The organism is Anaeromassilibacillus sp. 1001302B_160321_C8 (genome assembly GCF_015554745.1).
GTDB classification, from domain to species: domain Bacteria; phylum Bacillota; class Clostridia; order Oscillospirales; family Acutalibacteraceae; genus Anaeromassilibacillus; species Anaeromassilibacillus stercoravium.
This window is the reverse complement of the sequence record NZ_JADNJD010000005.1, coordinates 155760-168319: the sequence shown is the minus strand read 5'-3', so window position 1 is coordinate 168319 and position 12560 is coordinate 155760. Positions and strand designations below refer to the sequence as shown.

General features: G+C 53.9%; 7 protein-coding genes. 1 reads left to right on the top strand and 6 read right to left on the bottom strand.

Going from position 1 to position 12560, the window contains the following annotated elements:
- Window positions 1-456, top strand: a 456-nt coding sequence (locus I2E77_RS05470) for a hypothetical protein (RefSeq protein ID WP_195450766.1), incomplete at its 5' end; no start/stop codon positions are given.
- A gap of 916 nt (window positions 457-1372) precedes the next feature.
- Here the strand turns inward: I2E77_RS05470 and I2E77_RS05465 are convergent.
- The 6 genes from I2E77_RS05465 to I2E77_RS05440 all read right to left on the bottom strand — a co-directional run bounded on the left by I2E77_RS05465 (window position 1373) and on the right by I2E77_RS05440 (window position 12512).
- On the bottom strand, window positions 1373-8401 hold the full coding sequence (locus I2E77_RS05465; RefSeq protein WP_195450765.1) for a glycoside hydrolase family 97 catalytic domain-containing protein: 7029 nt from the start codon (window positions 8399-8401) through the stop codon (window positions 1373-1375).
- A gap of 647 nt (window positions 8402-9048) precedes the next feature.
- Window positions 9049-9252, bottom strand: a complete 204-nt coding sequence (locus I2E77_RS05460) for a DUF6514 family protein (RefSeq protein ID WP_087234232.1) — start codon at window positions 9250-9252, stop codon at window positions 9049-9051.
- Between the two features lie 158 nt (window positions 9253-9410).
- Window positions 9411-9731, bottom strand: a complete 321-nt coding sequence (locus I2E77_RS05455; protein WP_087234235.1) for a hypothetical protein — start codon at window positions 9729-9731, stop codon at window positions 9411-9413.
- Between the two features lie 5 nt (window positions 9732-9736).
- On the bottom strand, window positions 9737-11272 hold the full coding sequence (locus tag I2E77_RS05450) for a hypothetical protein (protein WP_195450764.1): 1536 nt from the start codon (window positions 11270-11272) through the stop codon (window positions 9737-9739).
- 261 nt (window positions 11273-11533) lie between these two features.
- Window positions 11534-11740, bottom strand: coding sequence for a DUF6514 family protein (locus I2E77_RS05445; RefSeq protein WP_087234241.1), 207 nt, complete (start codon window positions 11738-11740; stop codon window positions 11534-11536).
- 112 nt (window positions 11741-11852) lie between these two features.
- Window positions 11853-12512, bottom strand: a complete 660-nt coding sequence (locus I2E77_RS05440) for a CatA-like O-acetyltransferase (protein WP_195450763.1) — start codon at window positions 12510-12512, stop codon at window positions 11853-11855.
- Between the last annotated feature and the right edge of the window lie 48 nt (window positions 12513-12560).

Below are 12560 nucleotides of genomic sequence, written 5' to 3'. Positions count from 1 at the left end.
GCAAATGCAGACGAGCAGGCGGTCGCAAAGGCATATACCAACCTGGAAGCTGCCGCGAATAACCTGGTCAAGGCGGAGAAGCCGGGCACAGGCAACAGCGGCAAGGGCAGCACGTCCGCCAACATCGGCAACGCATATGGCGCAGCGGGCGTGGTATCCGCAGCACAGGGCGTGACCAGCCAGAAGGCGTATGTGGTTTCCGACACGACGGTCAACTTCACGTTGAAGAGAGGCAGCGCATACTGCTTCAAGATGACGGTAGTCAACGGCAACGCCATGACGCCGAGCTTCACGGTCGGCAACGGCGATGTGCTGAAGACGCAGTTCGTGGCGAAGATCGGCAACGACTACTATTACAGAGTCTATGCCACCGGCACGCCGGGCCAGAGCACGGGCGTTTACACCACCCTGCCGGGCCAGAACGCTGTGAAGCATTGTGCCGTGACGATTGCGTAAGAGCTTTCGTAGGACTTCCTACGTGGAGCACAAAACAAACCAATTGCGGTTTGCTTCCGTAGAGAACGCTGTAGGCGCGAAAGACGCCGTGCGTCCGCCGTAGGCGCGAAAAGGCACTGCGTGCCCGCGAAAAGACGCTGTGCGTCCACGGTATCCATTGGCGAATCGGAAACGACAAAATAAAAGGGAAGGTGTCTTCCCTATAAGCAATGAGGGCCCAGCCCGGGAGTTTTCCCGAGTCTGGGCCCTTTTCTATATTCCGTGCTTTTCTTTTTCAGATCGGATGCAGAACGATGGCTTCCTGTCTTTAGGAAGTTTTTCGCTTGCTTCTGTAGGGCTTCCCCTGTGGAGTGGAAAACAAACTCCTCTCTGTTTGCTTTCTTAGGGAACGCCGTAGGCGCGAGAGGCACTGTGTGTCCGCTATGCGTCCTGTGGCCCGCCTTTAGAGAAATGCCCCCAACACGACCGGATAACAGGCTTACACACGATTGGTCCATTTTTCGTATATTCACTTGCAATTCCACCTCCCTTTTATAGACAAGGAAATGGTGCTTTCCTAATAAAAACGCTGGATTCTTATATAATGTGCATTTATCTTCCCCCATATTGTGACACCATAATAAAGAAGCGTTCCCACGGCCAAAAGGAATTTCTCCACTTTGTAGCCCCATGCAAATATTTTGATCAAATAGGAATACCCCCTGTTCCTAAACACGGAACAGGGGGTATTCCTTATATTTTAACATTTTTTGAGAAGGAGAGCTTAAACACTTGCTTATTCATATTCTTCACATTGTAAAGGGAAGTCATCTTCTTCACAGATATATTTGATCTGCTGGAGTCTTTGCATTTCCTTTGCAATTTTGCCTTATTGCTCTCAGGCAATCGGGCGCACAGCGTCCGTCTACGAAAGCAATTAGCCAATGGTTACCGTGCAGTGCTTTGTAGCGTTCTGGCCCGGCAAGGTCGTATAAACGCCCGTGCTCTGGCCCGGCGTGCCGGTAGCATAGACTCTGTAGTAGTAGTCGTTGCCAATCTTCGCCACAAACTGCGTCTTCAGCACATCGCCATTGCCGACGGTAAAGCCCGGCGTCATGGCGTTGCCGTTCACGACCGTCATCTTGAAGCAGTATGCGCTGCCTCTCTTCAAGGTGAAGTTGACCGTCGTATCGGAAACCACATAGGCGTTCGCCGCCACGCTCTGGCTTGCAGATACAACGCCCGCTGCGCCGTATGCGTTGCCGACGTTTGCAGACGTGCTGCCGCTGTTCTTCGAGCCCGTGGAGGTGCTCTTCTCGACCAGGCCGTCGATGCTGTTCTCCAGCGCCTCGACTGCGTCTGCAACCTCTTCTTCGGTCGCTTCTGCGTCGTTCAGGACTGCCTTCGCGGTGCTCAATGCGGCCTTCATCGTTGCCACGCTCTTCGCTGTGTACTTGCTGGTGTTGATCGCTTCGGCTTCCCCGATCAATGCTTCCAGAGCATCCTTATCCGGGATCATGCGCAGGGCGGAAATCGCTGCCGTAAGGTCTTTCACTGCGGTGTCCACAGCATCCTGCGTCGCATTCGGGTTGTCCAGCACGGTCTTCGCTTCGGCCAGGATGGTCTCAAAGCTCGTCCATGCGTCGTTCTGGATGTACTGATCCGCATTTGCAACAATGCTGTCGCCCTTGGTGACCAGCGCTTCCAATTCGCTGATGTCTGCGCGGTAGACCAAGCCATAGATGGCGTCATACAGCGCATCCACTGCTGCGGTGATGTCCGCTTCCAGGACTTCTTCATCGTCCATCAGGTCAGCAGCTGCTGCATACGCTTCGTCCAGCGCATCCAGGCTGTCCGGCGTAAACAGGTCGCGGTTGATGGAATCTGCGATTTCCATCGGGATCTCCAGCTGGCTCTTGTCGCCCGCGACAAAGCTCAGGTAATGCAGCGCGTCGATCAAGTCGCTCCATGCGGTGTTGATCTCGTCCTGCGTTGCGGTCTTCTTTGCTTCGACGTCCTTCGCTGCCTGCAATGCCGCTTCGTACTTCTCCTGCACGGACGGTACGGCTTCCGCTGCTTCGTCCGCCCGGCCTTCTGCAATCTCAATGGCAGCGCGCAGGTTCTGCTTGTCTACCACTGTGAAGCCAAGCTCGATCGTGGTGTCCGCGTTCGGCATGGTCAGGTTGTAAACAAATTCATTGATGTCAAAGTCTTCAACTGCTTCGCCGTTCACGGTGACGCCTGCAATCTCTCTGCCGTCCACTCTCGGCGTGAAGGTCAGTTCGAGCTCGGTATCCGCCATCACGACGTCTTTATACGCGCCGATCAGGTTGGCAATCGTCTGGCTCTCGCCATCGATGCTCAGTTCCACCGTGTTCGGATAGGTAACCGTCAGCATATGCTCGCTCGGAGCCACATTCTTCACGAACTTGATTGCTGCACCGCCGGAGGTCGTCAGGTCGCTGCGGCTGTGTGCCGTAACCGTGCTGCCGTCCGCCTGCTTGAACTCATACTCCAGAACCGGGGTATTGAGGCCAGCAAGTTCGAGCGTCAAAGTGTCTGCACTCGTAACCGTTCTCGTCTCAGCAATCAGGCCGTTCATCGGCTCATCCAAATCGAGCGGGTTGTCCGGGTTATCTCTGTAGATATACGCGGTGTACGTGCCATCGCCCAGGAAATCCAGATCGATGTCAACCGGTTTGGTCTCTTCGTATGCGCAGATAACGCCCAGATACCAATCGTCGCCATCGCGTCTTGCCATCTCGACCAGTTCGCCAACTTCGCCGTCGATCAGCTTGCTCTCATCCCAGGAGGCTGGCATGTCCTTCCAATACTGCTCATAGTAGGGGATTGCTTTATAAACCGACGGTTTATCCGCCAGGCACTGGATGCCACTCTCATAAATGATCGGCAGGGCATACATATGGGCCAGGGTAAACAACGGCGGGTTGTCAAATTCCTGCGGCTTTCCGGTATCCGGATCCGTCGGGCCAAAACGCACGTTGTTCAATGCGCCGAAGGATGCCATCGGGGTGTAATCCAGCGGGCCGACTGCGCCTCTCGTGAACGGGATCACGCAGTTGTTTGCAGCGGTCAAATCGCCGCCCCACGGATAGGAGCCGCCGCCGTAATCGTTCGGGTCGCGCCAGTCGCTTACTGCATAGCCCTCTGCGCCGCCAACAGCTTCTCTCGTCAAAGCGTTGGGATAGGTACGGCGTTCACCTGCCGGTTTTACGGTGCCATGCAGGTTGATAATCATATGGTTCTCTGCGGTCAGCTTGAGCAGCGTATCATACAGCTGCATGGTGGACTGTGTTGCGGAATCAAAGAAGTCCGGCTTGATGCCTGCGATGCCAAGATCCGCCCAGTATGCAATGCGCTCACGCTGTTTCTCGGTGACAATATCGTTCTTATGCACCCAAACAAGGAGCTTCACGCCCTTGCTCTTTGCATATTCAACCAGTTCTTCTGTCCAGGAATAATAGCCCAGATAGCGCTGGCCAGCCGGTGCATCCGGATCATAGCCGGGCTGCTCTTCCTTATTTTCGGTGCGGTTGTACGGGATCATCCAGCCTTCATCGAGGAGCTGGTATTCCCAACCCATCTCTGCTGCAAAGTCTACATATTCCTTGTAGATGCGCAGGCCTTCGGTTTCAAACTTATCTGCCGGGATCTGGTCATGGCGCAGGTCGCCGTTCAACCAGGTCCAGTTGGAGACGCCGGACTCAATCCAGCTGGTATCTTCGATCACGCTGTCCGGGCTCAGGTTTTCCGGCATGGTGTTGTCCATAATCTCTGCCAGATCGCCCATCACCAGGAAACGCCACGGGGACGTAAACGGCGCCGTCGTGACAACCGGGCCTTCTGCCGCCTGCTCCGGTGCAAACTTCACGGTGAGCATGCCATCCTCGCCGCCTGCGAGCACGGAACCGCAATAGGTGCCGGTCATCAGGTCTGCTTCGGAATAAAGGCCGTAAGCGCCGCTCTCGGACTCATACAGCAACGGCATATTGAAGTTCTGTCCATCCAGTCTCGAACGGTTGCTATACTCTCTGTGCGGCCATTCGTTGGCAACGCTGGAGTTGTCGCCGATGCTCTGGCCCCACAGCTTCTGATAGCCCTCGGGGAGCTGGAAGCCGGTGAACTCTTCGGTGATTTGCAGTTCATCGCCGTTTCCGTCGATCGCATAGCGCAGGGCAACGCCCTCGTCGTATGCACGGAAGATGATGCTGTAGTTCACGCCGTCCTTAGTGAACGGGAACGTGGTCTCAATGTAATCTTTATCGACATGCTTTACTTTGCCGCCGAGGAGGTCATAGGAATCATTGCCCTCTCTGGTGGTGACTTCGCCGAGGACCAATCCGCTGCGGAAATCGCCCATATTGGTCATCAAGCCTGTCCCCGATACGCCGGCCATGACTTCGCCGTCCTTGCTTGCCAGATAGGATACTGTGCCAGCGACTGCGTCATAAGCGACCAATGCTTTTACGTCCGCATTCGGAGCGGCAACCTCATAGACGCTGCCTTCCACGGGTTCAGTTCCAACAATCACCTGTGCATAGGCATCCACAACGACGCCATCCCCCAGATCTGCACGAACGACGATCGAGGCAGTGCCATTGCTCAGTGCTTCTGCGGTAATGCCATCCGCCGTGCGGGTGACTTCCAAAACGGCCGGATTGCTGCTTTCTACGGTGTATTCTGTGACTTCTTCACTGTTGCTGTCCGTTACAGAAACCGTTACATCGGTCACATCGCCCACGTTGAGCAGGCTCTGGTCAACCTTGATTTCTGCTGCCGGCTCCACAGGCTCCGGCTCGGGCTCTTCTTTTTTCACCAGGTTCCACTTGCTGGAAGCAGCGCTTTCGTCCGCCAAAACGATCGGTGCGCCGTCCGTCGTGGAATCGCTATCCGTTGCGATATAGAGCGGCGTTCCTGCCAATTCCGCCTTCTTATTCAGAATGCGATACGTGCCATCCTCCGCTTCTACGATCTTCCACCACTGGGAATCGTCTGCATCGTCGATGTTGCCGACGGTCAGCTTGGTATTGACTGCCACTTCCGAATCGGTCGGCATCAGAACGGTGACCGTTGTGCTGCCGGGCTGAATGCGATAGTATTCCTGATTTGCATCCGGGATCAAGCGCCAGAACAAGGAATCTCCAGCGAAGTTCCACCACAGGTCAACGATCGCCCCAGGGCTGGTATTGTTGCTGTTGACCTCGATGCCTGCATCCTTCAGGGAAGAAAGAATCGAGTACAGTGCGTTGGTATCCCAAACAGGCTCTTCTTCGGCTGTCTTAACATAATGGATTGCCGCGCCGCCCGTCTCTGCAAGCGGGATATTGAGCGTGTCGTCCTTGGTGACCGTGCGGATCTCTTCGTCAACGGTCTCCATCGGATCTTCGCCATCCGTATAGATGTATGCGGTGTAGGTTCCCTCGCCGAGGAAGTCCAGGGAGAACTCTGCATTGCGGGCTGCATCGCAGATGATGCCCTGATACCAGTCGTCCCCACTTCTGCGTGCGAAGTTTACATACGCTGCGGGTTCGCCGTCCACCAGGATGGAGTCATCCCAATCGGAGGGCATGTTCTTGAAATAATGCTCATAGGCCGGATGTGCGCGATAAACGTCGGGCTTGTCCGCCATGCACTGCACGCCAGCTTCAAATACGACTGGCAGGGCAGCCATATGCGCCAGGGTAAACTGACGATGGTCGCCGCTTACGCCGTAAGAAGCCATCGGGGTGTAGTCCATCGGGCCTACTGCGTTGCGGGTAAACGGAAGCGTGCAATTGTGGCGCGCGCTCACGTTGTCCGGGATAAAGTCATACTGCTCTGCACCGAACACCGCCTCACGGGAAATGACGTTTGGATAGGTGCGGCGTTCACCGGTCGGCTTGCCTGCGCCGTGCAGGTTCAGCAGCATGTGGTTTTCCGCTGTAACCTTCATCAGGTTTTCAATTTGCAGGATCGTATCCTGGGACTGGGAATCAAAGAAGTCCGGCTTGACGCCCTTGAAGCCCATCTGCGCCCATTCGGTGATGCGCTCTTCCTGCTCTTCCGGGGTATCCAGGTCTGCGCTGTTCGCCCAGACAATCAGGCCGACACCCTTCTCATTGGCATAATCGATCAGCTCTTGCGTCCAATCGTAATAGCCCTTGTAGATAGAATCATCATCCGGGTCTCTGTTCTGTCTCTGCCAGCCTTCGTCCAGCAGCTGGTATTCCCAACCCATCTCTGCCGCGAAGTCGACATATTCCTTATAAATGTCCAACGCATCGTTTTCGAAGTCCACGTTCGGGTCGGTATGGCGGAGATCGCCGTTCAGCCACGTCCAGTCCACGGTGCCCGGCTGGACCCAACTGGTGTCTTCCAGCTGGCAGTCCTCGCTCAAGGTTTCTGCCATGGTGTTTTCTGCGATGGCCTTCGGCGTGCCGATGACGGCAAAGCGCCACGGGGAGGTAAACGGTGCAGTCGTAACAACGTCTTCCGTCTGCTCCGGCGTGAATTCTACATTCAGCATACCGGTGCCGTCGCCCACAAGCTGTGCGCCGCAGTAGGTCGAATTCAGGTCTGCTTCGGAAAGCAGCGCCCAAACGCCGTCCGTGGTCTCATAGAGGAGCGGCATGCAGTAGCCGCCGCGCAGTCTGTGTGCTTCCTCTTCCTGCGCAACCGACTCATTTGCATATTCATATTCCATCGCTTGTGCGACAGAGCCGCTGGCAAGCTGGAAGCCCGTATTTTCCTCAGAAATGGTGAGCTCCTGGCCGTCCTCGGTCTCGATTGCATAGCGGAGCGCCATGCCGTCGTCATAAACGCGCACAATGATGCTGTAAGAGGCGCCGTCCTTTGTGAAGTTCAGCGTCATCTGGTTGGCGGTTGTGTCCACATGGTTCACTTTCGCGCCGATCAGGTCATAGGAATCCGTGACCTCTTCGTCTTCACGGCTTACAAAGGTGAGGCCGTTGCGGAAATCACCGGCGTTGGTCACCAGGCCCGTCGGGGAGCTGGAAACAACCGTCTTGCCGCCGTACGTGGTAAAGAAGCGGATGGCGCCTTCCGCGTCCATAAAGAACAGGGCAGAGATATTCTCGTCGGGCGATGTGACCGACCAAGTTGCGCCTTCTTCGCCTTCGCCAACAATGATCTCACAGGTAGCCGTGCGGCTGAGGCTCGGGTCAACCGCATCCACCACCGTGCAGGTGATCGTTGCAATGCCATCCGCTACGCCGGTGATGACACCTGTATCCGGATCGATCGTTGCAATCTCCGGATTGCTGCTCGAATACGTGCACTGTTCCGGGGTGAGAGCAATGCTCTCCTGGCCGTTAGAATACGCGGAGATCACCAGATTGGTGCTATCCCCCACAGCAACGGCCGGCTCCTCCGGCTGCACAGACAGCGTCTTCAAGCGGTCCATCACAGCGCGGTCGCAGATAATCTGCGCATTCGCCCAAACAGAATTGGAACCGCCGGAGTTTTCCATCGTCAAGATGGTCGTGCCTTCCGGAATTTCTACATCCACAGGCGTAATGCCCCTGCTGCTGGTCAAACTCTGGGTAAAGAACTCCTCGCCATCCGCTTTCAGCGTAAAGCTCGTTCCACCCCACCAGTTATCCGACTGAATGGCAATTTGCGCCTGGAAGCGCAGCGCACCATAGCCCGTCAAATCATAGACAATGGTCGCATTGCCACTGGTTCCGAGTCCCTTCTCGAACGGGACCTCCTCTCCGTTTTCATCTGTCAGGACAATCTTATGTACGTTGACGTCCCGGTCCTTCCGGACCTGCCACCATCCATCTTCAGCGGATACCCATTCCATATCGCTGAGATACACGGCAGCTGTTTCGGCTGGATCTGCACGGTTTTCCGTAGTTGCTGCGAATGCGGAAAGTCCACTGGTAAATACAAGCGTAAAGACCAGCAACAAAGAAAGCGCAGATCGCCATACTCTTTTGTTCATGTTCCTTTCTCCTTTCCTGAACTTTGGCACAAAAGTTTTGATCTTTTGGCCTTTGGTTTGATTATATAGAACATAGTGTTCCAAAAGTGTTCCAAATTCGACTGTCCTTTTAGAGAACACGTATAAAATTTTAAGCCGGCTTTTTGTTTGATTTCCATATATATGCATCCAACGCCCCCACATGCACGGCAGATCGTATCCATAAGGACGCGCTATATACGGGAGATGGTCTGCTGTGCCCACGGGACGAAAAAGCCATGCCGTTCCTTTTAATCTCCCTTTATAAATAGGCCGATGGGAGCCGTATGGCCATCGAACGGGCGGCAATGGACCTCTTCGCCTCTTTGGCCATGAATACCTATGCATGGAGGTACAGCGGAGCTTTCTTCTTTTATTTTCCATCTGATTTTTGTAAAATGATCATTTCTATTTCACGCAGTGTTCACAAAGATTCTTTATACTTATAATCGTTCCAAGGGGAACAGAAAAATCGATTACAAGATCTTCTCTTTTTCATAAATTTTCCTTTTCTTCTCTCTTAAATAGAAACGCCGTCCAAAGGACGGCGTTTCTATTTTTATTCACAAAACCTTTTTGTTTCATACAAAGAAATCTCTTCTCAATCAATGATTGAGAAGAGATTTCTTTTATCGTGTCAGGAAGTCCTCGATCACATCTTTAAAGTGCATCAGGGGCACCTGCCGCGTATTCAGCAACTCGACAAGCCGTTCCACGGCTTCGCGTTTATCGGAAATATCGCTGACCACAGCAGCTCCGGCAATGATGCCATATGTAAGGCGCTGTCCCTGCTCCTCGTCGGTGACGGTCTCTTCCAGCACTTTATAAACCATTCTTTATCCCCCCTTACACCCCATTATAGAGCAGACAGGGACAAATGAAAAGATTATAATGCGAATTGTGAAAAATTACCAACCCCTACTGGATAGGATTGGATAAACACTTTCCAGACACCCGATATTGCCGATCTGCGCCGGCGTAAAGCATCCTGCTACGCCTCGTCGAGCGCAATATATACATATTCAGCTTCCAAATCCAGGTAATGGCGCAGGGAATCCGGCATCTCTGAGAGCCTTACCAAGCCCTTCCCTTTCAGATAGGCCTCCAACTCTCCCAACATCCGCATCCGCACAGCCCCTTCGTGGATCGCACAAGGATGGGGGTCCTGGAAAAACTCGATACTCTTTTCCAAAACCGCCTCCCGGTTCAAGGGCAGGGATACCGCTGCATGCTGCGCCGTCCGTTCCCCTTCCTGATTAAACAGGGAGAAGCCCAGCGCCGCAGGCGATTTCTCTTTTTTCTTTCCAAACATCGCAATCACCACAAGAATACAAATAATAATACGGCAAACAACAAGAACAGCACGCCGTAGAGCAATTTAATCCAAGGCAGCTTCCCGCGCGTCATTTCCGAAAGCTGCAACACCTGGGAACCGCGTTTTGCCAATAGGGTCAGCAGCAAAAGCGGCAGGGACATCGCAAGCAGATAGACCACAAACGCCAAAAAGACCGTCATGTCCCAGGCTGTCTGCCGCTGCATCATATAGATGATCGACGCCAAATAGAGCTGGCCCGTGCAGAGGAACTCCCCTACGGAGAGGACGATCCCCGCGATGAAGACCGTTCCCGTCAGGTACTTGCCGCCGCAATTCAAGGTGTTCTCCAGGTAATCGCGCTGGAATGCACGGAGCTTGGGCGGCAATTGGAAGCGGATCTTCCCATACTCGTTTTTCCTCGCCGCAAAGTAATCCATAAAATTCAGGATCGCAAAGAACACCGCCAAAACTGCGATGAGAATTTGCAAAGCCTTTCCCACCGGGGAAAGGATGGCGCTGATCTGCTCAAATGCGGAGTACAAAACCGTCCCCAGCAGCAAAAAGGTCAAAAAGCGCGCGGTGATAAACGTCAAGCCCAGCTTGAGGATATTGGCATTTTTGGCCAGCAGCAGGGAAAACAACAGCAGGAGCAGCGAGATCCCGCAGGGACTCAAGCCGTTCGCAAAGCCGGTGAGCACCAGAAAGGCCCAATCATTCCACCCAAAGCTCCCGGCCTGGGATTCCGGCACATAGTCGATGTCCTCCCAGTTCAGCGCTTCGCCGCTCATAATGATGTTCGGCATATTGGCGACGATGTCCTCATAGCCCTGCAAATAGCCATTCTGATAGAAAAGGACCGGCGCTTTTTGCCGTTCCTCCGGCACGCCGTATTGGTCAAAGAACCAATGCGCCAGGGGCACGTTGTCGAGGGCGCTCATGTTGACATAATTTACCTGCAAATTGGTGACCTGGTTCTGCTCCAACGCAAACTGCTTGTCCATATTGCTCAGGTAAACCTGCACCTTTTCACAGTCGTCACAGGCGGGCACATAGAAATACACAAAGTAAGAGCTCTCGGCCGGAACATTGCGGAAGCTCTCCAGCCGCTCTTCTTCCGTGCGCAGTTTTTCCTTTTCCTCCAGGATCACGCTGCGGGCCTTGTTTGTGATGTCGTCCACCCCAAATAGGCAGGTCCCATTCACATCCAGCATGGGAGGGGCCGGGGTGAACTCGTCCGTTGCCATATCCTTGGTACGTTCCATGAAATCCTCATAGGCGTCCTCTTCAAAGACGTTCTTTAGATGGAATTCATATTCGTCCGGGGAGATCGCGTCCTCGATCTGTCCCTCCAGGGCGAGCAGGTAGTTCTCGCCATCCTCACAGCTCTCGCAGGAAGAAAAATAGTAGTATGTAATTTGGATTTTATCCGCATCCCCCTGTTCTTCCGCCGCAAATACGGACAGGGGGACAAACCCTACCGCAAACAGCAGCAAAAACAACCCTATTGCAAAACGTTTTATACCCCTTTGCAATTCCATAGCGCTCCTCCTTTGGCATTGCAGCTTGAGACAACCTTCCCATTTCATTGCCATCATTCGTTAAAATAGACGAAAATCATTCCTATTATACTGAAAAAAGGCGGTTCTTTCAATCCTGTTTCGAACGATTTGAAAAAAAGCATGCAACGGCCTCAGCCCCATGCCGATTGACCGCCGCATGAAAAAACGGCCCCGTCTCGGGAATCCCCTGGACAGAAGCCGTTTTCTCTTGTTGTGAACTTTTCCATCGGGTAAACCAGCCTAACACGCCGCCAAAAAGTCCTCCACTACATCCCACAGATGCACCGGGGAAACCTGGTTTTTGATCAGTTTGCGCCGCAAACGGGCGACTGTACGCCAATGGGTGGAAATATCATCCACACGCACATCCCCCATTTTTAGCCCATACGTCCGGTACGTTCCATGATCCGCATCCTCCTGCATTGAACAACAGATCGCAATCTGCACGTTCGCTCCTCCCCTTTCCACGCCATTGTATCACTGGGGAAGGGAGAAAGGCACGGAAGCCTGTCGAAGCCGGAAAATTCCGGAAACGATTTTCGGCAGCCCAATTTTTTCGCTATGCGCCGGCCTGTTCCTCTGAAAAGTGGTCCACTTCCCATTGCAGTTCCTGGAACAACTGAGCGATATGGAACCCATCCGCGCTGGCGTGGTGAATCTGTATGGTGAGCGGCATCACGGTTTTATCCCCGTTGCGCTCGAACTTTCCCCACGTAAAAATGGGGCAGAGCAGCTTCCCGTCGCCGTACATCTGCATGCTAAAGCCCCGATAGTGCAGCCACGGGATGCATGAGACATAGAACCGGTTGGGCGGCTCCTCCTTCCAGCGCGGGCCTTGCAGGGGCTTACTCTGCTCGATATCCAAGACCACCTGCCGGTAAAACGCTTCAAACTCTGGGACATATTCCGTGCTGAGGCTGTAAAAGGAGGAATCCTCCTCCTGAAAGACCGTGTAGGAGGGGGAAACCTGCTTCCAGATGACCGGTTCCCCCTCCGCATTATGCCCCATCTTAAATGCATCGTGCCGGTTGACCACGCGGCTGAGAAGATGCAGGAAGGACGGGAAGAAGCGAAGCCCCCTCTCCCGGCAGGCCTGTAGAAGCGGCGCGACGTCCACGTCCGCTGTCAGGGTCACCGCTGTGACCACCTGATGGTAAAAATGGTCAAACGCCTCCTGGCGCGGCCAATCCTGCAATTCACGGATTTTTTGATATTCCATGGCTTCCTCCGCTGTCACAAACATTTTCAAAGCAAAAACCGGCGCAGC

Bases quoted from the DNA above. Each gene is read 5' to 3' on its own strand.
- I2E77_RS05460 (WP_087234232.1), bottom strand. From the start codon at position 9,252: ATGGTTTATAAAGTGCTGGAAGAGACCGTCACCGACGAGGAGCAGGGA.
- I2E77_RS05440 (WP_195450763.1), bottom strand. From the start codon at position 12,512: ATGGAATATCAAAAAATCCGTGAATTGCAGGATTGGCCGCGCCAGGAG.
- I2E77_RS05465 (WP_195450765.1), bottom strand. From the start codon at position 8,401: ATGAACAAAAGAGTATGGCGATCTGCGCTTTCTTTGTTGCTGGTCTTT.
- I2E77_RS05455 (WP_087234235.1), bottom strand. From the start codon at position 9,731: ATGTTTGGAAAGAAAAAAGAGAAATCGCCTGCGGCGCTGGGCTTCTCC.
- I2E77_RS05450 (WP_195450764.1), bottom strand. From the start codon at position 11,272: ATGGAATTGCAAAGGGGTATAAAACGTTTTGCAATAGGGTTGTTTTTG.